This is a genomic window from Paucibacter sp. XJ19-41, assembly GCF_028462495.1.
Taxonomy (GTDB): Bacteria; Pseudomonadota; Gammaproteobacteria; order Burkholderiales; family Burkholderiaceae_C; genus Roseateles_E.
In genome coordinates this window covers 21,191-45,806 of sequence record NZ_JAQOWX010000034.1, presented here as the reverse complement: position 1 = coordinate 45,806, position 24,616 = coordinate 21,191, and the positions used below count along the sequence as shown (strand labels likewise).

The 24,616-nt window shown below is 68.0% G+C and carries 22 protein-coding genes and 4 tRNA genes; 13 read left to right on the top strand and 13 right to left on the bottom strand.

What is annotated here, in order from left to right; all coding sequences use genetic code 11:
• Positions 1–65: 65 nt before the first annotated feature.
• Positions 66–662 (bottom strand): TetR/AcrR family transcriptional regulator, encoded by a 597-nt coding sequence (locus PO768_RS11275; protein ID WP_272646139.1) that lies wholly within the window; start codon positions 660–662, stop codon positions 66–68.
• 139 nt (positions 663–801) lie between these two features.
• Between PO768_RS11275 and PO768_RS11270 the strand changes: the two genes are divergently transcribed.
• Positions 802–1,221, top strand: coding sequence for a VOC family protein (locus PO768_RS11270; protein ID WP_272646138.1), 420 nt, complete (start codon positions 802–804; stop codon positions 1,219–1,221).
• Between the two features lie 69 nt (positions 1,222–1,290).
• Complete coding sequence (locus tag PO768_RS11265; protein ID WP_272646137.1) at positions 1,291–3,561, top strand: RelA/SpoT family protein; 2,271 nt, start codon at positions 1,291–1,293, stop codon at positions 3,559–3,561.
• On the opposite strand, the gene greB is transcribed toward PO768_RS11265, so the two are convergent.
• A complete protein-coding gene (greB, locus tag PO768_RS11260; RefSeq protein ID WP_262970409.1) occupies positions 3,562–4,122 on the bottom strand; it encodes a transcription elongation factor GreB in 561 nt (186 codons plus the stop codon).
• A 44-nt stretch (positions 4,123–4,166) separates the two neighbouring features.
• Here greB and PO768_RS11255 point away from each other — a divergent pair, with 44 nt between their 5' ends.
• Together PO768_RS11255 and PO768_RS11250 are read left to right on the top strand one after the other, a co-directional pair.
• Complete coding sequence (locus PO768_RS11255) at positions 4,167–5,288, top strand: CaiB/BaiF CoA transferase family protein (protein ID WP_272646136.1); 1,122 nt, start codon at positions 4,167–4,169, stop codon at positions 5,286–5,288.
• A 53-nt stretch (positions 5,289–5,341) separates the two neighbouring features.
• Positions 5,342–6,436: an alpha/beta fold hydrolase gene (locus PO768_RS11250; protein WP_272646135.1), complete on the top strand. Its 1,095-nt coding sequence runs from the start codon at positions 5,342–5,344 to the stop codon at positions 6,434–6,436.
• Between the two features lie 102 nt (positions 6,437–6,538).
• On the opposite strand, the gene PO768_RS11245 is transcribed toward PO768_RS11250, so the two are convergent.
• The 8 genes from PO768_RS11245 to hemC form a co-directional block, all read right to left on the bottom strand.
• A tRNA-Arg gene (locus tag PO768_RS11245) sits at positions 6,539–6,615 on the bottom strand.
• Between the two features lie 64 nt (positions 6,616–6,679).
• A tRNA-Arg gene (locus PO768_RS11240) sits at positions 6,680–6,756 on the bottom strand.
• 64 nt (positions 6,757–6,820) lie between these two features.
• Positions 6,821–6,897, bottom strand: a tRNA-Arg gene (locus PO768_RS11235).
• Between the two features lie 64 nt (positions 6,898–6,961).
• A tRNA-Arg gene (locus PO768_RS11230) sits at positions 6,962–7,038 on the bottom strand.
• A gap of 69 nt (positions 7,039–7,107) precedes the next feature.
• Positions 7,108–8,355 carry a heme biosynthesis HemY N-terminal domain-containing protein gene (locus PO768_RS11225; RefSeq protein WP_137944418.1) on the bottom strand — a complete coding sequence of 416 codons (1,248 nt, stop codon included), beginning with the start codon at positions 8,353–8,355 and terminating at the stop codon, positions 7,108–7,110.
• 21 nt (positions 8,356–8,376) lie between these two features.
• Entirely contained in the window at positions 8,377–9,426 is a 1,050-nt protein-coding gene (locus PO768_RS11220; RefSeq protein WP_336297762.1) for a uroporphyrinogen-III C-methyltransferase, read from the bottom strand.
• A 119-nt stretch (positions 9,427–9,545) separates the two neighbouring features.
• Positions 9,546–10,337, bottom strand: coding sequence for a uroporphyrinogen-III synthase (locus PO768_RS11215; protein WP_272646133.1), 792 nt, complete (start codon positions 10,335–10,337; stop codon positions 9,546–9,548).
• The gene (hemC, locus tag PO768_RS11210; protein WP_272646132.1) at positions 10,322–11,278 is read right to left on the bottom strand and encodes a hydroxymethylbilane synthase; all 957 of its coding nucleotides are present in this window, start codon (positions 11,276–11,278) and stop codon (positions 10,322–10,324) included. The genes PO768_RS11215 and hemC overlap by 16 nt, the downstream gene beginning before the upstream one ends.
• 115 nt (positions 11,279–11,393) lie before the next feature.
• Between hemC and ppc the strand changes: the two genes are divergently transcribed.
• Genes ppc through PO768_RS11190 form a run of 4 tightly spaced genes read left to right on the top strand, consistent with a single transcriptional unit; the run spans position 11,394 to position 16,489 of the window.
• Positions 11,394–14,210, top strand: coding sequence for a phosphoenolpyruvate carboxylase (gene ppc, locus PO768_RS11205; protein ID WP_272646131.1), 2,817 nt, complete (start codon positions 11,394–11,396; stop codon positions 14,208–14,210).
• A gap of 43 nt (positions 14,211–14,253) precedes the next feature.
• Positions 14,254–15,051 (top strand): isochorismatase family protein, encoded by a 798-nt coding sequence (locus PO768_RS11200; protein WP_272646130.1) that lies wholly within the window; start codon positions 14,254–14,256, stop codon positions 15,049–15,051.
• Positions 15,048–16,316, top strand: coding sequence for a nicotinate phosphoribosyltransferase (gene pncB / locus PO768_RS11195; protein WP_272646129.1), 1,269 nt, complete (start codon positions 15,048–15,050; stop codon positions 16,314–16,316). Before PO768_RS11200 ends, pncB begins: the two co-directional genes overlap by 4 nt.
• Positions 16,292–16,489 carry a putative motility protein gene (locus PO768_RS11190; RefSeq protein WP_137944497.1) on the top strand — a complete coding sequence of 66 codons (198 nt, stop codon included), beginning with the start codon at positions 16,292–16,294 and terminating at the stop codon, positions 16,487–16,489. Before pncB ends, PO768_RS11190 begins: the two co-directional genes overlap by 25 nt.
• Before the next feature lie 20 nt (positions 16,490–16,509).
• On the opposite strand, the gene PO768_RS11185 is transcribed toward PO768_RS11190, so the two are convergent.
• A complete protein-coding gene (locus tag PO768_RS11185; protein WP_272646128.1) occupies positions 16,510–17,325 on the bottom strand; it encodes a LytR/AlgR family response regulator transcription factor in 816 nt (271 codons plus the stop codon).
• Positions 17,326–17,335: 10 nt separating this feature from the next.
• Positions 17,336–18,418, bottom strand: a complete 1,083-nt coding sequence (locus PO768_RS11180) for a sensor histidine kinase (RefSeq protein ID WP_269840454.1) — start codon at positions 18,416–18,418, stop codon at positions 17,336–17,338.
• Positions 18,419–18,510: 92 nt separating this feature from the next.
• Here PO768_RS11180 and argH point away from each other — a divergent pair, with 92 nt between their 5' ends.
• From argH to PO768_RS11165, 3 genes are all read left to right on the top strand, one after another.
• Positions 18,511–19,920 (top strand): argininosuccinate lyase, encoded by a 1,410-nt coding sequence (gene argH / locus PO768_RS11175; protein ID WP_269840455.1) that lies wholly within the window; start codon positions 18,511–18,513, stop codon positions 19,918–19,920.
• A gap of 51 nt (positions 19,921–19,971) precedes the next feature.
• Positions 19,972–20,454 (top strand): hemerythrin domain-containing protein, encoded by a 483-nt coding sequence (locus PO768_RS11170; RefSeq protein ID WP_272646127.1) that lies wholly within the window; start codon positions 19,972–19,974, stop codon positions 20,452–20,454.
• A gap of 205 nt (positions 20,455–20,659) precedes the next feature.
• Positions 20,660–21,889: a DNA polymerase Y family protein gene (locus PO768_RS11165; RefSeq protein WP_272646126.1), complete on the top strand. Its 1,230-nt coding sequence runs from the start codon at positions 20,660–20,662 to the stop codon at positions 21,887–21,889.
• On the opposite strand, the gene PO768_RS11160 is transcribed toward PO768_RS11165, so the two are convergent.
• Positions 21,886–22,794, bottom strand: a complete 909-nt coding sequence (locus tag PO768_RS11160) for a LysR family transcriptional regulator (RefSeq protein WP_272646125.1) — start codon at positions 22,792–22,794, stop codon at positions 21,886–21,888. The genes PO768_RS11165 and PO768_RS11160 overlap by 4 nt on opposite strands.
• Before the next feature lie 70 nt (positions 22,795–22,864).
• Here PO768_RS11160 and PO768_RS11155 point away from each other — a divergent pair, with 70 nt between their 5' ends.
• The gene (locus tag PO768_RS11155) at positions 22,865–24,217 is read left to right on the top strand and encodes an acyclic terpene utilization AtuA family protein (RefSeq protein WP_272646124.1); all 1,353 of its coding nucleotides are present in this window, start codon (positions 22,865–22,867) and stop codon (positions 24,215–24,217) included.
• Between the two features lie 13 nt (positions 24,218–24,230).
• Positions 24,231–24,593, top strand: a complete 363-nt coding sequence (locus PO768_RS11150) for an AtuA-related protein (protein WP_442953215.1) — start codon at positions 24,231–24,233, stop codon at positions 24,591–24,593.
• Positions 24,594–24,616 lie beyond the last annotated feature (23 nt).

Genomic DNA, 24,616 nt, shown 5'->3' with positions numbered 1-24,616 from the left:
AGCGCTCCGAGAAACTCGGAGCGCTTTGCTCTTGGCGCCCTTCGCAGCCGTTTTGACACGGACTGTCAGGGCGCCTTTTCTTGTTTCTGGGTGGCCACCGCCAGCAGTTGCTCGATCACCCGGGCCGCCTCATGCCGCGCTGCCTCCGTCCCCTGCTCGGCGCTCCAGCGCGCCAGCTGATTCATCGCGCCATTGAGCGCCGCCGCCAGCGCGTCGGACTGCAGCAGGCCGGTCGCCGTATGCGCCTGACGCATCTCGCGCAGCCCCTGCTGCAGCGCCGCATAGCCATGGCGCGCATCCAGCGCTTCCCACTGCGCCTCGCCCAGCACCGCCGGCGCATCGATCAGCAGCACCCGGCAGCGCCCCGGTTCGCCAACGGCGGCCATCCAAGCCAGTGAGCCCAGGCGCAGGCTGTCGTCGGTCACATCGGCCGTTGCCGCCTCGATGGCCTGGGCCAGTTCGCCATGCATCTGCTCACAGACCGCCTGAAACAAATCCTTCTTGTCGCGGAAGTGGTGATAGAGCGCGCCGCGCGTCAGCCCGGTGGCGGCCAGCAGGGTCTCGGTCGAGGTCGCGGAATAGCCCTGGGTCTGGAACAGCGCACGCGCCTGCGCAATCAGGCGCGCGCGCGAATCGGCCGCCTGCTGGGCCTTTTTGCCCAAGGGAGCGGCTGGCGCGGCTGGCTCCGGGGTCGGAGCGGAGGTGGTGTTTTTCTTTGGCATCACCGTTGACATACAGACTGTCTGTATTTTAAAGTCAATTTACATACAGACAGTATGCATTTGAAAACAGGTGAAAGTCATGCAGATTCTGGATCACTACCCCCTCGTCACGACCAGCCAGCCGCAGGCCTGCGCCGAGTTCTATCAGCGCTACTTCGGCTTCGAGACGGTGTTCTCGTCGAGCTGGTTCGTGATGGTGCAGCGCCCCGCTGAAACGGGCCACGCCATCACGCTGGCCTTCATGAGCGCCGACCATCCGTCGATGCCGCCCGGGCCGGAACTGTTCAGCGGTCGGGGCCTGCTGTTGACGCTGCAGGTGGCCGATGCCATGGCGGCCCAGGCCGAGTTGCGCGCGGCCGGCGTCACGATCAGCTACGAGGCACGGCGCGAACCCTGGGGCCAGATCCGTTTCCAATGCCTGGACCCTGCCGGCCTGGCGCTGGACATCTGCGAGCAGGTCGAGCCTGCCGCCGGTTTCTGGGACCCGTTCATGCAATGAGACGCCGGCTGAAGCCCATATCCGGCCCTGCTGACCGAGAGCCCGGCGGCCTTGCGTTAAATTCGGGGCATGGGTTTCAGATCATTTGCCGTCGCTCGCCTGCCCGCTGCCCTCACCGGCTTGTCAGGCCTACGCCCCGCCCCCGAGCCGACCGAGGCCGAGGCGGCGTCGTTCGACGCGCTGGTGCATCGCCTCGCCTACTTGCCGAAATCGGACATCAAGCGCATCCGCGAGGCCTATAAGTTCGCCGACGAGGCCCATCTGGGCCAGTTCCGGGCCAGCGGCGAGCCCTACATCACCCATCCGATCGCGGTGGCCGGCATCTGCGCCGAATGGCGGCTCGATGCCCAGGCCATCATGGCCGCGCTGATGCACGACGCGATGGAGGATTGCGGCATCACCAAGACCGAGCTGATCGAGCGCTTCGAGGCACCGACCGCCGAGCTGGTCGATGGCTTGACCAAGCTGGACAAGCTGCAGTTCTCGACCAAGGAAGAGTCGCAGGCCGAGAGCTTTCGCAAGATGCTGCTGGCGATGGCGCGCGATGTGCGGGTCATCCTGATCAAGCTGGCCGATCGTCTGCACAATATGCGCACGATGCAGGCGATGGCGCCCGACAAGCGCCGCCGCATCGCCCGCGAGACGCTGGACATCTATGCCCCGATCGCCCATCGCCTGGGTCTGAACCAGATCTACCGCGAGCTGCAGGAGCTGTCCTTCAGCTTCATCAACCCCTGGCGCCATGCCGCACTGTCCAAGGCCATCGGCAAGGCGCGCGGCAATCGACGCGATCTGGTCTCGCGCATCGAGCGCGATGTCGTCAAGTCCTTCGCCGAGGCCGGCATCAAGGTCGAAATCCAAGGCCGCGAGAAGACCCTGTTCTCGATCTACAAGAAGATGAAGGACAAGCACCTCAGCTTTGCTCAGGTCAGCGACATCTTCGGTTTCCGCATCGTCGTCGACGAGCTGCCGACCTGCTACCTCAGCCTGGGCGTGCTGCACCAGCTCTACAAGCCGCAGCCCGGCCGCTTCAAGGACTACATCGCGATCCCCAAACCCAATGGCTACCAGTCGCTGCACACCACGCTGGTGAGCCCGCTGGGTACGCCGGTGGAGTTCCAGGTGCGCACCGAGGCCATGCATCTGGTCGCCGAGAAGGGCGTGGCCGCGCACTGGATGTACAAGAGCCGCAGCGATGCCCAGGCCGCCCAGCAACTGGGCGCGCACTGGCTGCAGTCGCTGATCGACATCCAGGACGAGACGCGCGACGCCAACGAGTTTCTCGAACACGTCAAGATCGACCTGTTCCCCGACGCCGTCTACGTCTTCACGCCCAAGTCCAAGATCATGGCCCTGCCCAAGGGCGCGACGCCGGTGGACTTCGCCTACGCGATCCACTCCGATGTCGGCGACCACTGCGTGGCCGCCCAGATCAACGGCGAGCCGGTGCCGCTGCGCACCGAGCTGCGCAGCGGCGATGTGATCGAGATCGTCACCGCCGCCGGTGCTCGCCCCAACCCGGCCTGGCTCAGCTTTGTGCGCACCGGCCGGGCGCGCTCGAAGATCCGCCATTTCCTGAAGAATCTGGAGCAGGACGAGTCCCGCGAGCTGGGCGAGAAGATGCTGGCTCAGGCTCTGCGCGCCGAGGGCCTGGCGCTGCCCAGCCTGGACGACGACGACAACGAGGCCGCCCAGCTCTGGCAGCAACTGGCCCGCTGGGCCGGCAACCGCCATGTCGACGAGCTGCTGGTCGAGGTCGGCCTGGGCCGCAAGATCGCCACCATCGTGGCCAAGAAGCTGGCCCGAATGCTGGCCGAACAGGGCCAGCGCCCCGATGCGGTGATGCTATCGATGGGCCGCTTTGCCAACGATGATGCGCCGGCCCAGGGTCAGGTCACGCTGGACGGCAGCGAAGGCGCCTCGGTGCGCCTGGCCCCCTGCTGTCGCCCGATCCCGGGTGACGAAATCAAGGGCTATCTGGGCCGTGGCGAGGGCCTGATGGTGCACACGGCCGAATGCCAGGTCGGTCGCCGTCTGTTCCAGCGCGATGCCGAACACTGGATCGCGGTCAACTGGGCCGACGAGCTGACCCGCTCCTTCGAGGCCGGTGTGGCCGTGCTGCTGAACAATGGCAAGGGCGTGCTGGCCCAGGTGGCCCAGGCCGTCAGCAGCGCCGAGGCCGACATCACCCACATCTCGATGAGCGACGAGTCACAGGCGCGCGAGACTGCCGAGATGAGCTTGCTGCTGAGCGTGCGTGACCGCCTGCATCTGGCCGATGTGCTGCGCACCCTGAAGCGCTCGCCCTCGGTGCTGCGGGCCTGGCGAATCAAGCCCTGATCAGCTTGCCGGCGCGGGGTAGCTGACCTCCAGCACCTCCAGCCGCTCGACACCGCCGGGTGTCATCAGCTGCACCTCGTCGCCCTCGCGGGCCTTCAGCAGCGCGCGCGCGATCGGCGAGATCCACGACACCTCGCCGGCCAGGCTGTCGCTCTCGTCGATGCCCTTGATCGTGATCGTGCGCTCCTCGCCTTTGGCATTGGCATAGGTCACGGTGGCGCCGAAGAAGATCTGGTCGCTGCCATGGTGGGCGCTGGGATCGGCCACCTCGGCAATGTCCAGGCGCTTGGTCAGAAAGCGCAGGCGCCGGTCGATCTCGCGCAGCCGCTTCTTACCGTAGAGGTAGTCGCCGTTCTCGGAGCGGTCGCCATTCTTGGCCGCCCAGGAGACGATCTCGACGATCTTGGGCCGCTCCACGTCCAGCAACGCCATGAACTCGGCGCGCAGCCGCGCATAGCCGGCCGGCGTCATGTAGTTGCGCGTGCCCTGCGGCAGCGACGGCAGGGCCAACTCCTCGTCGTCCTCGTCCTGCGTGCTTTCCTTGGTGAATGCCTTGCTCATGGCGTGTATTGTGTCGCCAGTGCAAAAGAACATCAGGAGACAGCATGAGCCAGGGGCCACTGAGCGGCTTGCGTGTGATCGAGTTCGCCGGCATCGGCCCCGGCCCCTTTGCCGGCATGCTGCTGGCCGATATGGGCGCCGAGGTGATTGTTATCGAGCGGCCGGTGGCGCTGCGCACCCTGGGCGCCGGCGAGGCGATGAACCGCGGCAAGCGTTCGATCTGTCTCGACCTGAAGAATCCGCTGGGGCTGCAGGCGGTGCAGGCCCTGGTCAACAGCGCCGATGCGCTGATCGAGGGCTATCGGCCCGGCGTGATGGAGCGCCTGGGCCTGGGCCCGGCGACTTTCGAGCACAGCAACCCGCGCCTGGTCTATGGCCGTGTCACCGGCTGGGGCCAGACCGGTCCGCTGGCCCAGTCCGCCGGGCATGACATCAACTATGTGGCGCTGACCGGTGCGCTGTCGGTCGCGACGCGCGCCGGCGTGCCACCCAGCCTGCCCGCCACCTTGCTGGGCGATATGGCAGGCGGGGCGATGTTCCTGGCCTTCGGCCTGGTCTGCGCGCTGCTGGAGGCCAGGGCCTCGGGGCGCGGCCAGGTGGTCGATGCCGCGATGGTCGATGGCGTCGGCACCTTGACCGCGCTGATTCATTCGCTGCGCGGCAGCGGCCTGTGGAGCGAGCGGCCGGCCGAGAATTTCTTCCTGCACAGCTCGCCCTTCTACGACAGCTTCGAATGCGCCGATGGGCAATACCTGACCCTGGGCGCAATCGAGCCGCCGTTCTATCGCGAGCTGCTGCAACGCCTGGACTTGGCCGATGTCGACCCCGCGCAGCAGTACGACATACGCCAATGGCCGGCGCTGCGCGAGCGTGTCGCCGAGCGTATCAGGAGCAAGACAAGGGACCAATGGGCGACGCTGCTGGAAGGCAGCGATGCCTGCGCGGCACCGGTGCTGAGCCTGGCCGAGGCCGCCGAGCATCCGCACAACCGGGCTCGCGGCAACTTTGCCGAGATCAACGGGCAGCTGCAACCGGCCGCATCGCCGCGCTTCTCGCGCACGCCGGGCCGCACGCCGCAGGCCGGCCCCACACCCGGCGCGCATACGCGCGAGCTGCTGCTGGAACTGGGGCTGACGCCCGAACAGATCGAGTTGCTGACACGCTAGCTGGCGAGCTCGGACGTGTCGGTACGCGAATCGATATCAATCGATGTCGATCTATGCCCTTCTTGATCGTCGTACCGATGCAAGCACCTCGACTTCATCACGGACAGGATTCCCGATCCCGGAGATCTCCGGTCACACCAATGAAGCAGGCCTCATTCGTCACCATGGTTGAAGGAAACCTCCTCATGCGCCTTTCTTTGAAGACCCCTGCCGGCCTTGTCTGGCTGCTCGTCTGCATCGCCTGCATTGCCGCAGCGGCATTCGCGCCCATCCACGCCCAAGCGACGCCGGTCGCGCACGCCAGCAAGCGCCAGATCGCCAACAGCGGTCACCTCGCGGTCAACGGTCTCAACTACTACTACGAAATACACGGCAAGGGCGAGCCCCTGCTGCTGTTGCACGGCGGCCTGGGTTCGATCGAGATGTTCGGGCCGGTGCTGCCGATGCTGGCCAAGTCGCGGCGCGTCATCGCGGTGGACTTGCACGGCCACGGCCGTACCGCCCTGGGCGAACGAAAGATCGACCTGCCCGATATGGGCAACGACATGGCGGGCCTGATCAGCGCGCTGGGGCACAAGCAGGTGGATGTGCTCGGCTATTCGCTCGGCGCCGGCGTGGCCTTGCGGCTGGGAGCCCAGCACCCGACGATGGTGCGCCGCCTCGTCCTGGTCTCGGGCGGCTATGCGCAGGACGGCTTCTATCCCGAGATGCTGCCTATGCAGGCGCAGGTGGGTGCCGCGATGGCCGAGGCGATGAAGGGGACGCCGATGTACCAGTCCTATGCCAAGCTTGCGCCGCGGCCCGAGGACTTTCCGAAACTGCTCGACCAGATGGGCGAGTGGATGCGCAAGCCTTACGACTGGTCCGATGATGTGAAGAAGCTGGCCATGCCGGTGATGCTGGTCTACGGCGACAGCGATATGTTCCGCCCCGAGCACATCGTTCGCTTCTACCAGTTGCTCGGTGGCGGGCTCAAGGACGCCGGCTGGGGGCGCGAGCATATGTCACGCAACCGGCTGGCGATTCTGCCGGACCTGACGCATTACGAGATCTTCTTCGCGCCGGAGATGGCCCGCACCGTGCTGCCCTTCCTCGAAGGCAAGAGCGGATCGAAGTCGTGGTCGCAGCAGGTCCAGAAAGCCCGCTGAGCCTGCACAAGCGATAGCCGCCTCCCGGCGGCTGTATTCCCAGCAAAGAAAAACGGCCTAGAGGTTTGAGCCTCTAGGCCGTCGATTTGCTTCTTGTTTTTTTGGTGCGGCTGGCAGGATTCGAACCCACGACCCCTTGGTTCGTAGCCAAGTACTCTATCCAACTGAGCTACAGCCGCACGACGTTCTTTCTTCTTCTGACTCGACCCTACCCGTCGTGGGATGGCAGGATCCGATGTTTTTTGGTGCGGCTGGCAGGATTCGAACCCACGACCCCTTGGTTCGTAGCCAAGTACTCTATCCAACTGAGCTACAGCCGCACGACGTTCTTTCTTCTTCTGACTCGACCCTACCCGTCGTGGGATGGCAGGATCCGATGTTTTTTGGTGCGGCTGGCAGGATTCGAACCCACGACCCCTTGGTTCGTAGCCAAGTACTCTATCCAACTGAGCTACAGCCGCACGACGTTCTTTCTTCTTCTGACTCGACCCTACCCGTCGTGGGATGGCAGGATCCGATGTTTTTTGGTGCGGCTGGCAGGATTCGAACCCACGACCCCTTGGTTCGTAGCCAAGTACTCTATCCAACTGAGCTACAGCCGCTCCAAGCCCGCTACTATAGCACGGTATTTATAGCGTGGGCAAATGTTTGCCACTTGGCTGTCATCTTTCTCATTGAGCGGTGGCGGCCGCTTCGAAGCAGCGGGCGCGGCGCTCCATATCGCCGTCGTGGGTCGCCAGCGCCGCCAGGGTCAGCCAGCTGCGGCGGCGTGCGGCCACCGGCAGGCTGCGGTCTTCGGCGGCCTGCTCCAGCATCAAGCGGGCCTTGCCCCAGAGCTGGCGCTCGGCCAGCGCATGGCCCAGCGCATAGGCCAGATGCCTGTCGCGCGGGAAGCGCTGCACCGCCGACTCCAGCCGCTGCAACCACTCCGGACCCAGGCCCGGCACCGCCAGCACCAGGGCCTCGGACAGCACGACGCGCTCGTCATTGCCCAACTCGTCGAGCTGCTCCCAGAACGGCCGCAGCCAGCCACGCCCGTCCTCCGGCGCACCAAGCCCGGCCGCGCATTGGGCGGCACGCGCGGCGACGAACACATCGCGGCGATCGGTGCCGTCGAGCTGCAGCCAGACCTGACGCAGCTGATCGACGTCTCGTGCGGCCTCCAGCGCCTCGAAGGCCAGCGAGCGCAGCAGCCCCTGGGCGGCGACCTTGGAAAAGCCTTGATGCTTGGCCAGCAGTCGGGCGGTGCGCAGCGCCTCCAGTGGCTGCTTGGCCAGACGCGAGGCCTGCAGCTTCAGCCGCAGGGCCTGGGTGCGGCGTGCCACACCAGGCCCCAGCTCGGCCAGCAGATCCAGCGCCCGGCTCGCGTCGCGATCATCAAGCGCCCATTCGGCCGCCAGCAGCCGCGCGCCCTCTTCCGAGGCCTTGGCCTGCGGCACGCGCTGGGCCAGATCCAGCGCCTGCTGCAACTGCTCATCGCGGCGACGCCGGTCCTGCAGCCGATGCGCGCTGTGCGCGGCCAGCAGATGGCTCAGGGCCATGAAAGCACCGTCCTGAGGCAGTTCGGCCGTTTGCGCCTGTATCGTCAGCGCGCGTTGCGCCGCCTTCTGGGCACGGCCATAGCGGCCACCGAAGAACTCGGACAGCGCCTCGCGCAGCGCCAGCTGCGCGGTACGCTCGCGCTGCGCCAGCCGCCACTCGCGGGCGCGCTGGGGCAGGCTGGTCAAGGCATTCAGCGTATGGATCAGCGTGACCAGCGCGAAGCAGCTGCCCACCAGCACCAGCAGGAACAGGTTCAGCGAGACATCGAGCCGCCAGCCATTCCAGTAGAAACTCACCAGGCCGTCATTGCTGCCCAAGGTCAGCGCGGCCACCACCGCCACCGCGAACAGCAGCACCAACCAGATCATCGTGCGCATAGGAAAGCGTCGCCTTTCGCGTCAACGGCCACCGGCGGCCAGCAGGGCCGCCAGCGTGTCGTCGGGACGCGGCACATTGACCTGGCGCGCCTGGCCGGCCACCTGGCGCAGCAGCTCGGAGGCGGACACCACCTTGCGCGAGCGAGCGTCGAAATAGCGGTCCAGCAGCGACTGGGTATCGCGCAGGTCGGCCTGGGCGGTGTCGAACTGCCGGCTCAGCAGCGCCAGACGCGCGTTCAACAGTCGCAGCTTCAGGTTCTCGCGCAGGAAAAAGGCTTGTTCAGGGGCCAGCAACATGGCCTCGGGGTGATCGATACGGGTCACCCGGAGCAAGGACTTGGCCTCCAGCCAGACATGGCCGGCCAGGTCGCGCCAGCGCTCCTCGGCGACTCGCATCCAATGCGAGAGCAGGCCATCGTCGGCCGGTGCCGAGGCCGCAGAAGCCGTCTTGGCAGGCTTGGCTGCGGCCCGCTCGACGCGAGCCTGGCGAACCGCCATCGCTTCGCTGGTCTTGTCCGCAGCCGACAACATCGGCAGCTCGTCGAGCAGGCGCACCACCTCGTCCAGCTTGATCGCCAAGGTCGAGACATCGACCACGCTGACCGCCTTGACGCGATCCAGATCACGCGCCACCGCGCGCCGCACGCCTTCCAGGCGCGGCTGCTTGTGACGGGCCAGGCGCTCATCGGCCTGGCGCAGCGCCGCCACCAGCGGCTCGGCACTGCCGGTGATGCCGGCCTGCTGCAAGGCGACGCGCAAGGCGGACTCGATATCGACGATGACGTTCTCGTCGCGCGAGCGCGACATCGACTGGATCAGCTCCTCCAACTGGCCGCGCTGCAGCGCCACCTCGGCCAGCCGCGCCTCCAGCAATGCCACCTTGGCGGCGGTATCGCGGGTCAGGTCTTGCGACTGGCGTGCCAGCGTGCGGGCCTCACTGGCCTCGCCCTGGCTCAAGCCCTGGCGCCGCACCAGCTCCTGCTCCAGCTCCTTGAGCCGTGTCTGACCCTGCCAGGCCAGGCCCAGCGCAGCCACCGACAGCACGGTCAGGCCGGCAGCCAGCGCCGGCACCCAAGGAGGCGCCTTCGCACCGGCCGCTGCTGCGGGCGCTGTGGCGGGAATGGGAGGCGCCGCCGCAGGGGCAGTCGCCTCGGGCATAGAGGAGGGGGAGGAGATGTTGTCGCTCACGGTCAAAACGATTGTAGGGGGCGCTCTTGCAGGGCCAGCAAGGCCCGGGCCACCGCCGCCGCATCGGGTCGCGCCAAAACCACATGGACCAGGCCCAGACGACGCGCGCGCTCGGCGATGCGCTGGTGGGTGGCGATGGCGCTTGCCCGCGACCAGTCGATGCCGGCGCCGGCCAGGGTTTGCAGATGGTCAAGCGCTTCGGCGCTGCTGAACAGCCAGACATGCTGCTCAGGGGCCGCCAGTGCGGCATCCAGCGTGGTTCGCTCGGCCTCATCAAGGGTGGGGCAGCGGCGCCTGTAGACCCCGTACTCGGCCACCCGCGCACCCCGTTCGCGCAAGCGCTGGGCCAGCCAGTCGCGTCCGCCGTCGCCGCGCAGCATCAGGGCCAAGCGCCCATGCCAGTCCTGCTCGGCCAGCAGCGGCCACAGATGTTCCGAGTCCAGGCTGGCGGCATCGGCCGGCGGCTGGACGATGTGCGTCTCGGGCACACCGGCCTCCCGCAGGGCCTGAGCACTGCCCGGCCCCACGGTGGCCGCCAGGGCGCCCTCGGGCCAGACCTGGCCGGCCGGCCGCGCCGCGAAGAAATGTGTCACCGCATTCGGGCTGACGAACATCGCCAGCCGCGCCTGCGGCAGCTCACGCCAGGCCTGCTCGGCGGGCCTACGGTCGGCAGCGGCGGCAATCTCGATCAGCGGCAGCGTCCGCACCGTCACGCCGAGGGCGGCCAGGCGCGCTTGCCAGGCACCGGCCTGCTCGCGCGGCCGGGTCAGCAGCAGCGTCAGTGGCTCGGGCACGGCGCCGGCAGGTAGTCGCGCGCGCCGCGCTCGCGCAGCAGCTGGGCGGCCTGCTCGCCGAGTTGGCGGGCTTCGGCCTCGGTTTGCGGCGAGCCCGTCAGCTCGACCTTCAGCAGCGGCAACTCATGCTGCTCGGCATGGCCCAGCGCGGCGGTCAGCGTCAGCCTATCGCCCTGCCATTGCGCGTGAGCCGCCAGCGGCATACTGCAGCTGCCGCCCAGCGCCCGCGACACCGCTCGCTCGGCCTGTGTGGCCAGCCAGGTCGGCATGTGCGAGAGCGCGTTCAGACTGTTCTTCAGCGCCGCCGCGTCGGCGCGCACCTCCAGGCCCAGCGCGCCCTGGCCGGCGCAGGGGATCATCTGCTCGACGCTGAAGACGCTGCGGATGCGCGCGGCCAGGCCCAGGCGCTTGAGTCCGGCGGCCGCCAGCACGATGGCGTCGAAGCCGCCTTCGTCGAGCTTGCGCAGCCGGGTGTCAAGATTGCCACGCAGCGGCTCGATGCGCAGATCGGGGCGCTGCGCCTTCAGCTGCACGACCCGGCGCAGGCTGGAGGTGCCGACCACACCGCCCTGCGGCAGCTCGGCCAGGCTGTCGTAGCGGTTCGACACCCAGGCATCGCGCGGATCCTCGCGCTCCATGATGGCCACCAGATCGAAGCCCGCCGGCAGGTCCATCGGCACATCCTTCAGCGAATGCACGGCCAGATGGGCCCGGCCCTCTTCCAGCGCGGTCTCCAGCTCCTTGACGAAGAGGCCCTTGCCGCCGATCTTGGACAGCGCGCGGTCCAGGATCTGGTCGCCCTTGGTCGTCATGCCCAGCAGCTCGACGGCCAGGCCCAGATCCTGCTCCAGCCGCGCCTTGACATGCTCGGCCTGCCACAGGGCGAGGCGGCTTTCCCGGGTCGCGATGATCACCGGCTTGACTATGTTTGATGCGCTCATGGCCGGCATGCTAGCGCAGCAGGAAAACGATGAAGAAACTGTTAAAGTCAGATTGAAGTAACTCGGTTACATCACCCCACCCGCTTTTTCGCATCAACCCACGACGAGCCCTGCCATGCCCGCAAGACCCGCCTCCCGCCCCGCGAAGACCCTCAAGCCCTCCCCCGCTGCCGACAAGAACCAACCGCTGATGGAGGACATCCGGCTGCTGGGCCGCATCCTCGGCGAGGTGATACGCGAGCAGGAGGGCCGCGAGGCCTATGAGCTGGTCGAGCGGGTGCGCAAGCTCTCGGTGGCCTTCCGCCTGAAGCGCGACGCCCAGGCCGGCAAGATCTTTGACAAGCTGCTGAAAAGCCTGTCGGGCGACCAGACCGTCAGCGTGATCCGCGCCTTCAGCTACTTCTCGCATCTCGCCAATATCGCCGAGGACCGCCACCATGTGCGCCGCCGCGAGATCCACGACCGCGCCGGCAGCCTGGCCGAGGGCTCGCTGGCCTTTGCGCTGGAGCGCCTGCACCAGGCCGGTGTGCGCCCGAGCGAGATCGCCAAGACCTTGCAGCACGGCTTCATCTCGCCGGTGCTGACCGCCCACCCCACCGAGGTGCAGCGCAAGAGCATTCTGGATGCCGAGCGCGCGGTGGCCGAGTTGGTCGGCGCCCGCGACGGCCTGCACACCGAGCGCGAGAAGCGCGACAACGAGGTCTTGATACGCGCCCGCGTGACCCAGCTCTGGCAGACCCGCATGCTGCGCTACTCCAAGCTGACGGTGGCGGACGAGATCGAGAACGCGCTGTCCTATTACCACTCGACCTTTCTGCGCCAGATCCCCAAGCTCTATGCCGAGCTGGAAGAGGCCCTGCCCGGCCACCAGTTCAACAGCTTTCTGCGCATGGGCCACTGGATAGGCGGCGACCGCGATGGCAACCCCAATGTCACCGCCACCACCTTGCGCCACGCCTTGAAGCGCCAGAGCGAGGTGGCGCTGCGCCACTACCTGACCGAGATCCACGAGCTCGGCGCCGAGCTGTCGATCTCGGCGATGCTGGCCACCATCAGCCCGCAGATGCAGGCCCTGGCCGAGCGCAGCCCGGACCGCAACGAACATCGTCTGGACGAGCCCTACCGCCGCGCGCTGACCGGCATGTACGCCCGCACGGCCGCCACCCTGCACGAGCTGACCGGCACCGAGGCGCTGCGCCACGCGGTCGCGCCGCAGGACCCTTACCGCTCGCCCGACGAGCTGCTGGCCGATCTGCGCGTGATCGAGCACTCGCTGCGCAGCCACCATGCCGAAGCCCTGATCGCGCCGCGCCTGCAGCCGCTGATACGCGCGGTCCAGGTCTTCGGCTTCCATCTGGCCACGCTGGACCTGCGCCAGAGCTCGGACCAGCACGAGGCGGTGATCGCCGAGCTGCTGGCCACCGCCCGCATCGCGCCCGACTACAGCGCGCTCGACGAGGCCCAGCGCCGCACGCTGCTGCTTCAGCTGCTCGGCGACGCCCGGCCGCTGCGCGTGATCGGCGCGGCCTACAGCGACAAGACCGTCGGCGAGCTGGCCATCTTCGAGGCCGCCCGCGAGGCCTTGCAGCGCTATGGCCGCGAGTCGCTGCGCCACTACATCATCTCGCACACCGAGTCGGTCAGCGACCTGCTGGAGGTGCTGCTGCTCTTGAAGGAAGTCGGCCTGGTGCGCGGCACGCTGGATGGCGAAGCCATCAGCGACCTGATCGTCTCGCCGCTGTTCGAGACCATCGGCGATCTGCGCGAGGCGCCCGGCATCATGGCCGAGTTCTATGCGCTGCCGGGCATCGCCGCGCTGATCCAGCGCAGCGGCGCCGAGCAGGACATCATGCTGGGCTACTCCGACTCCAACAAGGACGGCGGCATGTTCACCAGCTCCTGGGAGCTGTACCGCGCCGAGATCGCGCTGGTCGAGCTGTTCGACGAGCTGCGCAAGAAGAACCCGCTGACCCTGCGCCTGTTCCACGGCCGCGGCGGCACCGTCGGCCGCGGCGGCGGCCCCAGCTACCAAGCCATCCTGGCCCAGCCCCCGGGCACGGTCAACGGCCAGATCCGGCTGACCGAGCAGGGCGAGGTGATCGCCTCCAAGTACGCCAACCCCGAGATCGGGCGGCGCAATCTGGAGACCCTGGTGGCCGCCACGTTGGAAGCCACCCTGCTGCACCCGACCAAGAGCGCGCCCAAGAGCTTTCTGGACGCCGCCCAGGCCCTGTCCGATGCCAGCTTCAAGGCCTATCGCGGCCTGGTCTACGACACGCCGGGCTTTGCCGAGTACTTCTTCGCGGCCACGCCGATCCGCGAGATCGCCGAGCTGAATATCGGCTCGCGCCCGGCCTCGCGCAAGGCCACCCGCGCGATCGAAGACCTGCGCGCCATCCCCTGGGGCTTCAGCTGGGGCCAGTCGCGCGTCGCGCTGCCGGGCTGGTGCGGCTTCGGCTCCGGTGTACTGGCCTTCCTCGGCGACGGGGAAGCGCGCACGCAAAACCTGACCCTGCTGCGCCGCATGGTCAAGCAGTGGCCCTTCTTCCGCACCCTGCTGTCCAATTTGGACATGGTGCTGGCCAAGACCGATCTGGACATCGCCGCGCGCTATCTGGAGCTGGTCGAGGACCGGCGCCTGGGCAAGAAGATCTTCGCGGCCATTCAGGCCGAGTTCGCCCGCACCCAGGAGGCCCTGACCCTGATCACCGGCGAGAAGCAGCGCCTGGCCGCCAATCCGGCGCTGGCCCGCTCGATCGAGCACCGCTTCCCCTATATCGACCCGCTGAACCATCTGCAAGTCGAGCTGATGCGGCGTTACCGCGCGGTCGCGCCCGACAAGCGCGCCGAGGACCCGACGATGGAGCGGGTGCAGCGCGGCATCCATCTGTCGATTAACGGCATTGCGGCGGGGCTGCGCAACACCGGTTGAGGCCTCGTATAGTGGGTCGATCGAGAGACTTGGGGAGTTCGCGTTGACGCGCCATCTGTTGATCATCGACCCGCAGAACGATTTCTGCGACATCCATGGCGCCAGCCTGCCGGTGGCCGGTGCCGATGCCGATCTGCACCGGGTCGCCGCGCTGATACGCGCCGAATCGGCCGGCCTGGACGCCATCACCGTCACGCTGGACACGCATCGCCGGCTCGACATCGCCCATCCGGGCTTCTGGTTCAGGGCCGATGGCGCGGCGGTGCCGCCCTTCACCCAGATCACCGCGGCCCAGCTGCGCGCCGGCGAATTCAGGCCGCGCGATGCCTCGGCCCTGCCCCGCGCCCAGGCTTATCTGGACGCGCTGGAGGCGCGCGGCCGCTACACCTTGATGGTCTGGCCCGTGCATTGCGAGCTGGGCAGTTGGGGCCACAACATCCATGCCGAAGTCCAGGCCGCCGTCGTGGCTTGGCAGTTGCAGCGCCAGCGCCATGTCCAGTTCGTGCTCAAGGGCATGAACCCCTGGACCGAGCATTACAGCGCGCTGCAGGCCGAGGTGCCCGACCCGACCGATCCCGGCACCCAGCTCAACCAGGGCCTGGTCGAGCGCCTGGATGCCTGCGATGAGCTGTGGATCGCCGGCGAGGCCAGCAGCCACTGCGTCAAGGCCACGGTGGAGGATCTGGTGTCTCATCTGCCCAGCGGCCACATGAACAAGCTGGTGCTGATCGAGGACGGCATGAGCCCGGTGGGCGGCTTCGAGGCCCAGGCGGCCGAGTTCCTCGCGCGGATGCGCGGCCAAGGCCTGCGCATCGCCCGCAGCAGCGAGCTGAGCACATGAGCGGCGAGCGCAGACCCGTCATCTCCAGCCTGCTGGAGACCGACCTCTACAAGTTCACGATGTGGCAGGCCATGCTGCATAGGCACCCGCAGACCCAGGCCGAGTACAGCTTTGTCTGCCGCAACGCGCCGGCCTACCCGCTGGCCGAGCTGCTGGACGATGTCAATCGCGAGCTCGATCACTTGTGCGCGCTGAGCTTCGCGGCCGACGAGCTGGCCTATCTGGGCGGGCTGCGCTTCATCAAGTCCGACTTCGTCGACTTCCTGCGCATCTTCCGCTTCCAGCGCGACTTCATCCGGGCCCGCGCCGACGGCCCGCATCTGGAAATCATCGCGCGCGGCCCGCAGGTCCATGTGATGGGCTTCGAGATCTATGTGCTGGCCATCGTCAACCAGCTCTACTTCCGCCGCTTTGACCGCACCGAGGCGCTGCGGACCGGCCGCGAGCGGCTGCAGGCCAAGCTGGCCCAGCTGCGCGACTTTGCCGCCGAGCCGGCGCGCGGCCACCCTTTCGAGTTCTTCGACTTCGGCCTGCGCCGGCGCTTCTCGGGCGACTGGCATCGCGAGGTGATCGCGACGCTGGCCGCCGAGCTGCCGCAGTATTTCAAGGGCACCTCGAACGTGCTGCTGGCCCGCGACCTGGGCCTGGTGCCGATAGGCACGATGGCACACGAGTATCTGCAGACCTTCCAGGCCCTGGATGTGCGCCTGCGCGACCACCAGAAGGCGGCGTTGGAGGCCTGGGTGCAGGAGTACCGCGGCGATCTCGGCGTGGCGCTGACCGATGTGGTGGGCATGGATGCCTTCCTGGCCGATTTCGATCTCTATTTCGCCAAGCTCTTCGACGGCCTGCGGCATGACTCGGGCGATCCGGTCTGGTGGGGCGAGAAGGCGCTGGCCCATTACGCCAAGCTGCGCATCGATGCACACACCAAACGCCTGGTGTTCTCCGACAGCCTCAACATCACCAAGGCGCTGGAGCTGTACCGGCATTTCGCCGACCGCACCCAGCTGGGCTTCGGCATTGGCACCTCGCTGTCCAACGATATGGGCCTGCGCACCCTGCACATCGTGATGAAGCTGACCCAGGCCAATGGCCAGCCGGTGGCCAAGCTGTCCGACAGCCCCGGCAAGACCATGTGTGACGACCAGACCTTTCTGGCCTATCTGCGCCAGGTCTTCGGCATTCCCGCCCCTCAAGTTGCCGGGCCAGCGGCCGATAAACAGGGCTCGGAGGCGCCATGGACATCAACACCACATCCCTGATCAACAATCTGCATAGCTCGCAGGCCGGCTCGGTGCAAGCCAGCGCCCAGCTGCTGGTGCTGAAGCAGGCGATGAACCTGCAAGGCCAGGGCGCGATGGCGCTGCTGGCCTCGGTGCAGCCGCCGCTGGCCACCAGCGGCAATCTGGGCACCCAGCTGAACGTCTACGCCTGAGTGGGCCGCGGGCGCCGGGCTCAGTCCCTGTGCCCCGCCAGCGCCTCGCGCACCGCCGCCACCTGGCGCCGCGAGACGGCCAGCCACTCGTTGACATGGGCGATGCGCACCGCCCAGCCCTCGGCCCCTTCGCCGCCATCCGCCGAGCCGCCATCGAGCTCGCCGAAATCGGTCGCCGCATGGCGCTCCAGTTCACGCACCGCCGCCTTGGCCACCAGCGCATTGCGATGCACGCGCAAAAAGCGCTCACCCAGGCGCTGCTCCAGCTCCGAGAGACTGCCGTCCATCACCAGGCTCTGACTGGCGGTGCGCAGGGTCAGATACTTCATCTCGGCCTTCAGGTACAGCACCTCGGACAGCGGGATGCGCAGCAGGCGGCCGCGGTCATTGATCGAGATCACCTCGGCCTCAGCCGCCTTTTCGCCGGGCTCGCGGCGCGCCGCCGCCCGCTCGGCCAGGCGCTGCGCCACCCGTGCCAGCGCGGCCTGCAGGCGGTCGCGCCGCACCGGCTTGGTCAGGTAGTCGATCGCATCGAGCTCGAAGGCCCGCAGGGCATGCTCGGCATAGGCGGTGACGAACACCACCGCCGGCCGCAGCGGCAGCTCGCGCAAGGCCTCGGCCAGCTGCAGGCCGTCCGGGCCGGGCATTTGCACATCAAGAAGCACCAGATCGCAGCCATGGTCTTTCAACCAGGCCTGGGCTTGGGAGGCGGTGCCGGCCTCGGCCACCACCTCGGCGCGCGGCTCGTCGCAGGCCTCCAGCAGGCCGCGCAGGCGCATCCGCGCCAGCGGCTCGTCATCAACCAACAGGACTTTCAAAGCGGGCTGTGTATGCATGGCAATGGGCTCAGCGCGGCAGCAGGATGCGCACCGTGAAACGCTGGGCCTCCTGGCTCACCTCAAATCGGGCGGCCACATCATGCATCAGACGCAGACGCTGGCGCACATTGCGCAGCGCCAGGCCGTGGCCGGCCTGCTTGGCCTTGGCGCCGACCGTGTTGACCACCAGGATCTCGACCTCGGCGCCGCGCGCGCGCGTGCTCACCTGCACATCGCCGCCGCCGTCATTGGGTTCGACCCCATGGCGCACCGCGTTCTCGACCAACGGCTGCAGCAGCAGCGGCGGCACCCGGGCGCCGGCGGCCGCCGGGTCGAGCTGCCACTGCACCCGCAGGCGCTCGCCGTAACGGATCTGCTCGATGTCCAGATAGCGCCGCGCGAGCTCGACCTCGGCCTCCAGGCTGACCACGGTATCGGCCTCGGCCAGCGCCACGCGAAACAGCTCGCTGAGGTCCTCCAGCACCCCCTCGGCGCGCTGCGGGTCGACACGCACCAAGGCCATCGCGGTGTTCAGCGTGTTGAACAGGAAGTGCGGCCGGATGCGCGACTGCAGCTCGACCAGACGGGCCAGCGCATCGGCCGGGCGCTGCGTGCGCTCGCGCAGCTTCAGCCAGTACAGCAGCATCGCGGCGGTGGCGCCTCCGGCCAGCGCCACGCTGAGCAGGCGAAACCAGCCACTGGCCTCGTCGCTGGCCAGGTTCAGCAGCTGCCAGCCCCCCAGCGCGCACAGCGCCCCCAGGCTCAGCACCACCAGCCACTGCCAGGGCTCGCGCCAGCGCGCCAGCAGGCGCCGCAGGCCACAGACCAGCAGCAGCCACAGCAGCACGCCGCTGAGCGTCACCACGGTGCCGCTGCTCATCCACAGCGCCCATTGGGAAAAATCGCGGGCCCCCAGCGCCAGCCCCAGCGCCAGCAGCAGCTGCACGCCCAGCACGGCACGCAGCACCAGGCCGACATGGCAGACATCGAAGACCCGCTGGGCGTCGAACAACGGTGAGAACCGCTGGGCCTCGGTCGGCTGCGGCGCCAGGCCCAGCACGCTGGTCAGGTTGCGACTGTCGGACCAGTCATGCTCATGTCGTCCCGCCATCGTCTGCCAGCCCCTCGATAGAATCGCGTTTTCCCTATTTTGCTCCAGGCCGATCTCGCGTCGATGCGGGCCGGCCCTGCCGCCATCCCACCATGTCCCAGCCCGCAGACAACCAACTCGCCAACAAAGCCCAAGCCTGGTCCGCCCTGTTCTCCGAGCCGATGAGCGAGCTGGTCAAGCGCTACACCGCCAGCGTGTTCTTTGACAAGCGCCTGTGGGCTGCCGACATCCAGGGCAGCCTGGCCCACGCCGAGATGCTGAAAGCCCAGGGCATCTTGTCGGCCGAGGACCACGGCGCGATCGAGCGGGGCATGGCCCAGATCCGCGGTGAGATCGAGGCCGGCAGCTTCGAGTGGAAACTGGACCTCGAGGATGTGCATCTGAATATCGAGGCCCGCCTGACCGAGCTGGTGGGCATTCCGGCCAAGCGCCTGCACACCGGGCGCAGCCGCAATGACCAGGTCGCCACCGATGTGCGGCTGTGGCTGCGCGGCGAGATCGATGAGCTGAACGCGCTGCTGAGCGCGCTGCAGCTGGCCCTGGTCGAGGTGGCCGAGAAGAATGCAGAGGTCATCCTGCCCGGCTTCACCCATCTGCAGGTGGCCCAGCCGGTGGCCTTCGGCCATCATCTGCTGGCCTACGTCGAGATGTTCGCCCGCGATGCCGAGCGCCTGGCCGACACGCGCCGCCGCGTCAACCGCCTGCCGCTGGGCGCGGCCGCGCTGGCCGGCACCAGCTACCCGCTGGATCGCCAGCGCGTGGCCAAGACCCTGGGCATGGAAGAGGTCTGCCAAAACAGCCTGGACGCCGTATCGGATCGCGACTTCGCGATCGAGTTCACGGCCGCCGCCTCCTTGATCATGGTGCACATCTCGCGCCTGTCGGAGGAGCTGATCCTGTGGATGAGTCAGAGCTTCGGTTTCATCGACCTGGCCGACCGCTTCTGCACCGGCTCGTCCATCATGCCGCAGAAGAAGAACCCCGATGTGCCAGAACTGGCGCGCGGCAAGACCGGCCGCGTGGTCGGTCATCTGATGGGCCTGATCACCTTGATGAAGGGCCAGCCCCTGGCCTACAACAAGGACAATCAGGAGGACAAGGAGCCGCTGTTCGACACCGTCGACACGCTCAAGGACACCTTGCGCATCTTTGCCGAGATGGCCGGCGGCATCACGGTCAAGCCCGAGGCGATGGAGCGCGCCGCGCTGAAGGGCTATGCCACCGCGACCGATCTGGCCGACTACCTGGTCAAGAAGGGCCTGGCCTTCCGCGACGCGCACGAGATCGTCGCCCATGCGGTCAAGACGGCCATCGGCATGGGGGTCGATCTGTCGGCGCTGCCGCTGGCCGAGCTGCAGAAGTTCGATGCCCGCATAGCCTCCGATGTGTTCGAGGTGCTGTCGCTGCGCGGCTCGCTGAACGCCCGCAACATCCTCGGCGGCACCGCGCCGGCCCAGGTGCGCGCCCAGGTGGCGCGGCATCGCGCCCGGCTCGGCGCCTGATCTTGAGCCAGCGCAAGCCCGACCCGACAGGGTCGGGCTAGGCTGGCGGCCATGAACAGTCTGACTTGGAGCGACGACCTCGCTCTCGACCACCCCCAGCTGGATCGAACCCATGAGGAGTTCGTCGAACTGCTGAACGCGCTGGCCGCCCTGCTTGCCCAGGGGGCTGCCGATCCCCTGCCCCTGTATGCCCAGCTGCTGGCCCATACCGAGGCCCACTTCGCGATGGAAGAGGGCTGGATGGCAGCCACCGGCTTCGCGCCCGACAACTGCCATGCCCGCCAGCACGCGATGGTGCTGGACCTGATGCGCCAGGTGCAGATCCATGCCCATGCGCAGCAAGACCTGGAACCGCTGCGTCGGCTGCTGCCGGAGCTGATCGGCTGGTTTCCCGCCCATGCCGAGATGATGGATGCGGCCCTGGTCTATCACATGGGCCAGCTGGGCTTCGACACCGGCACCGGCCGGATGAGTCGACCGCCGCTCCAGTCCACCCCGGCCATCAGCTCTTGCGGCAACAACAGCTGCGCGTAGACGCTTGGCAAGCCGGGCCTGGCTTCGTATACTGTATGCATCAACAGTATTCGAGGGGTCCATCATGCGTTCCTGCTATCGCCAGACCTACAGCCCGGCTCCCGTGCTGCGTGTTCCTCGCTGGCTGCGCAGCCTCTGGGTCTGGTTGTGAGCCGCGCCTGCTGCTGACTTCGCGTTGTCAGCAGGGCCGCCTGACAATCGCCGCATGGCCCGCCCACCGGATTCCGCTGCCCTCCCCGACCGCCTGATCGCGCATCTGGACATGGATGCCTTCTACGCGTCGGTGGAGCTGCTGCGCTATCCCGAGCTGAAGGGCCAGGCCGTCGTGATCGGAGGCCGCCGTGCCCATGAGCCCAAGACCTTGGCCGACGGCACCCGCCGCTACGCCCGGCTGCGCGACTACACCGGTCGCGGCGTCGTCACCACCTCGACCTATGCGGCGCGCGATCTGGGTGTGTTCTCCGCGATGGGCCTGATGAAGGCGGCGTTGCGCGCGCCCGATGCCATCCTGCTGCCCACCGACTTCGACGCCTATCGCAAATACTCCCGGCTGTTCAAGGCGGCCGTGGCCGAGATCGCGCCGGTGATCGAGGATCGCGGCATCGACGAGATCTATATCGACCTCAGCGAGGTCGCCGGCATCCGCGAGCCGGTCGGGCACGACCCGCTGGGCGGCGTGCGCGCGGTGGCGCGCGATATCAAGAACTCGGTGCAGCGAGCCACCGGCCTGAGCTGCTCGATCGGCATCACCCCCAACAAGCTGCTGTCCAAGATCGCCTCGGAGCTGGACAAGCCCGACGGGCTGACGATACTGCTGGCCAGCGAGATCCCGACCCGCATCTGGCCGCTGGCGGCGCGCAAGATCAATGGCATCGGCCCGAAGGCCGCCGCCAAGCTCGCCACCCTGGGCCTGGAGACCGTCGGCCAGATCGCCGCCGCCGATCCGGCGATGCTGATCAGCCAGTTCGGCACAAGCTACGGCAGCTGGCTGCACGAGGCCGCCCATGGCCGCGACCAGCGGCCGGTGGTGACTTATAGCGAACCGGTCTCGATCAGCCGCGAAACCACCTTCGAGCGCGATCTGCATGCGGTGCATGACCGCGCCGAGCTCTCCGCCATCTTCAGCCGGCTGTGCGAACAGCTGGCCGGCGATCTGGAACGCAAGGGCTACCAGGGCCGGACGGTAGGCATCAAGCTGCGCTTCGAGGGTTTTGTCACCGTGACCCGCGACCTGACCCTGGATGCGCCGATCGCCGACTTCGCAGCGCTTCGTCATGCGGCCGGCAGCTGTCTGAAACGGGTCGATCTGAGCCGGCGGCTGCGGCTGCTGGGCGTTCGGATCGGCGGCTTGTCGCGGCCGGGCGACGCCCAGTCGGTACCCAGGCCGCTTCGAAAGGCCGCCGCGCCCCGGCTGGAAAGCCAGGACTTGTTCTAAGGCCGGCGTCGCAACAGCAGCTCGTACAAGGCCCGGGCCGCCGTGCTCAACTCCCGGTCACGCCGCCGCACCAGAAACAGCTGCCGGTCCGCCAGCCCTCGCCAGCGCAGCTCACGGGTGGCCAGCTCCGGCTGCCTGAAATGAAACAGGCTGAAGGCCGGCACCACCGACAGGCCCAGCCCGGCGCGCACCATGCCCATCACGGTGGCCAGTTGCTCGACCTCCATCAGGGTCTGCAGCCGCAAGGGATGGACGGCCGCGTCCAGCAGCTGGCGCACGCTGCTGTGGCGGGCCAGGTGGATGAAGGGAAAGGGCAGCAGATCGCGCGGCTTCAGGCTGGGCCGCGACAGCAGCTCATGGCCCTGCGGACAGACCAGGTGGAAGCGGTCGCTGGCAAATGGCTCGGCGCGCAGCTCGGGCGTATCGGCCCGCACCGCGGCAATCGCGAAATCGGCCTGGCCCTCGCGCACCCGCTGCAGACAGGGCTCGCTGAGCACATCGGCCACCTGCAGCGCGATGCCCGGATGAGCGCTGCGGAACTCGCTGAGCAGGCCCGGCAACCAGCCCGCCGCCAGCGAGGGCAGCAAGGCCAGCGAGACCTGGCCGCGACGCAGCTGGGCATGGTCGCGCACCTCGGCCAGGGCCTGGCCCAGCTGGGCCAACAGCGGCGCGGCGCTGCGCTCGAACACCTGGCCCTCCACCGTCAACGCGACATGGCGGGTACTGCGCTCGAACAGGCGTGCGCCGACCGCCGTCTCGAGGCCCTGGATCAGCGCGCTGAAGGCAGGCTGCGACAGATGGCAGTGCACGGCGGCCTGGGTGAAGCTGCGCAGCCGCGCCAGCGCAACAAAAGCCTGCAGCTGGCGGCTGGAGATGCTGGCCGAGGAAGCGGGATCGTCATTCATCTGAATTTCAGAATAACCGATCTGAACAATCGAATTCACAGCTCAGACATCCGAGCCTAGAGTCGCTGCCATGGATGCGATAAGACCTGCTGTGTTGCGTGTCGCCTCGGCCGCCGGCTTTTCCGGCGACCGCAGCGATGCCGCCTTGCCTCTGGTGTGCGAGCTGCAAGCCTGCGGCGGGCCGGGCGTGCTGATCTTCGAGACCCTGGCCGAGCGCACGCTGGCGCTGGCCCAGCTGGCGCGCCGCGCCGACCCCGAGGGCGGTTATGAGCCGATGCTCGACGAGCTGCTGCGCCCGGTGCTGGCCGACTGCCTGGCCAGCGGCATCGCCATCGTCAGCAATTTCGGCGCCGCCAATCCGCGCGGCGCGGCACGGCGCATCCGCGCGCTGGCCGCCGAGCTGGGCCTGGCGCCGCCGCGCATCGCCATCGTGCTCGGTGATGACCTGAGCGGCCCGGCCCAGCGCCCCCTGCTTGAGAAAGCGCTGGGCGTGGCCGACAGCTCGGCCTGGGTCTCGGCCAACGCCTACCAGGGCGCGGCACCGATCGCCGAGGCGCTGCGCTCCGGCGCGCAGATCGTCGTCTGCGGCCGGGTCGCCGACCCGGCGCTGGTGCTGGGCCCGGCGATGGCCCACTTCGGCTGGGCAGCGGACGACTGGGACCGGCTGGCGCGCGGCACGATGGCCGGCCATCTGCTGGAATGCGGCGCCCAGGTCAGCGGCGGCTACTACGCCGACCCGGGCTACAAGGAGGTGCCAGGTCTTGCCCAGCTGGGCTACCCGATTGCCGAGATCGATGCCGACGGCGGCTGCCTCATCACCAAGCCGCCCGGCAGCGGCGGCCGCATCGACCGCCATACCGTCACCGAGCAGCTGCTCTACGAGCTGCACGACCCGGCCGCCTATCTGACCCCCGATGTGATCGCCGATGTCAGCGCGGCCGAGCTGCACGAGGAAGGGCCGGACCGCGTGCGACTGACGGGCGTGCGTGGCCATCCGCGGCCGGACACTCTCAAGGTCAATGTCTGCCAGCCCAGCGGCTGGCTGGCCGAGGGCGAGATCTCCTACGCTGGCCCGCGCGCCGAGGGCCGCGCACGGCTGGCGGCCCAGGTGCTGCGCGAGCGCCTGCCCGAGCTGGCCCTGCGGGTCGATCTGATCGGCGTGGCCAGCCTGCTGGGCGATGACGCCGGCCTGTGGCTGGACGCACAGCCGACGGGTGCGGCGCGCGATGTGCGCCTGCGCATCGCGGCCCAGCATGCCGACAAGGCCACGGCCGAGCGCCTGTGCCGCGAGCTCAATGCCCTCTACACCTGCGGCCCGGCGGGCGGCGGCGGCGTGCGCACCGCGCTGCGTCAACGCCTCGCGCTTGCCTCTTGCCTGCTGCCGCGCGAGGCCGCGCCGGCCTGGTTTGAGTTCCTGGAATGAGGGAGGTGAAGCGATGAGCCATGAACTGAAAGTCCCGCTCTACCGCCTGGCCCACAGCCGCAGCGGCGACAAGGGCAACCGCAGCAATATCAGCGTGACCGCCTGGCATGCCGCGCTGTGGCCGCTGCTGGTCGAGCAGCTGACGCCCGAGGCGGTGGCCGCGCATTTCGCGCACCGCCACCCGCAGGGCGTTCAGCGCTATTTGCTGCCCCGGCTCTGGGCCATGAATCTGGTGCTGGACGAGGTGCTGGACGGCGGCGTCAACGGCGCGCTCAACCTCGATGCCCATGGCAAGGCGCTGAGCTACTGGTTGCTGGACATGGAGCTGGCCGTGCCGCCGGCCCTGCAGCCGCTGCTGCTGCCCGAGCCGATGTGAAGAATTTCAACAAGGAGACAAAC

Coding starts and splice junctions, on each gene's coding strand:
- PO768_RS11225 (WP_137944418.1), bottom strand. CDS start 8,355: ATGCGCACGATGATCTGGTTGGTGCTGCTGTTCGCGGTGGCGGTGGTG.
- PO768_RS11185 (WP_272646128.1), bottom strand. CDS start 17,325: ATGCATACACAGCCCGCTTTGAAAGTCCTGTTGGTTGATGACGAGCCG.
- PO768_RS11250 (WP_272646135.1), top strand. CDS start 5,342: ATGCCCTTCTTGATCGTCGTACCGATGCAAGCACCTCGACTTCATCAC.
- argH (WP_269840455.1), top strand. CDS start 18,511: ATGTCCCAGCCCGCAGACAACCAACTCGCCAACAAAGCCCAAGCCTGG.
- PO768_RS11270 (WP_272646138.1), top strand. CDS start 802: ATGCAGATTCTGGATCACTACCCCCTCGTCACGACCAGCCAGCCGCAG.
- PO768_RS11155 (WP_272646124.1), top strand. CDS start 22,865: ATGGATGCGATAAGACCTGCTGTGTTGCGTGTCGCCTCGGCCGCCGGC.
- PO768_RS11190 (WP_137944497.1), top strand. CDS start 16,292: ATGGACATCAACACCACATCCCTGATCAACAATCTGCATAGCTCGCAG.
- ppc (WP_272646131.1), top strand. CDS start 11,394: ATGCCCGCAAGACCCGCCTCCCGCCCCGCGAAGACCCTCAAGCCCTCC.
- PO768_RS11160 (WP_272646125.1), bottom strand. CDS start 22,794: ATGAATGACGATCCCGCTTCCTCGGCCAGCATCTCCAGCCGCCAGCTG.
- greB (WP_262970409.1), bottom strand. CDS start 4,122: ATGAGCAAGGCATTCACCAAGGAAAGCACGCAGGACGAGGACGACGAG.
- PO768_RS11150 (WP_442953215.1), top strand. CDS start 24,231: ATGAGCCATGAACTGAAAGTCCCGCTCTACCGCCTGGCCCACAGCCGC.
- pncB (WP_272646129.1), top strand. CDS start 15,048: ATGAGCGGCGAGCGCAGACCCGTCATCTCCAGCCTGCTGGAGACCGAC.
- PO768_RS11180 (WP_269840454.1), bottom strand. CDS start 18,418: ATGGCGGGACGACATGAGCATGACTGGTCCGACAGTCGCAACCTGACC.
- PO768_RS11255 (WP_272646136.1), top strand. CDS start 4,167: ATGAGCCAGGGGCCACTGAGCGGCTTGCGTGTGATCGAGTTCGCCGGC.
- PO768_RS11170 (WP_272646127.1), top strand. CDS start 19,972: ATGAACAGTCTGACTTGGAGCGACGACCTCGCTCTCGACCACCCCCAG.
- PO768_RS11265 (WP_272646137.1), top strand. CDS start 1,291: ATGGGTTTCAGATCATTTGCCGTCGCTCGCCTGCCCGCTGCCCTCACC.
- hemC (WP_272646132.1), bottom strand. CDS start 11,278: ATGAGCGCATCAAACATAGTCAAGCCGGTGATCATCGCGACCCGGGAA.
- PO768_RS11165 (WP_272646126.1), top strand. CDS start 20,660: ATGGCCCGCCCACCGGATTCCGCTGCCCTCCCCGACCGCCTGATCGCG.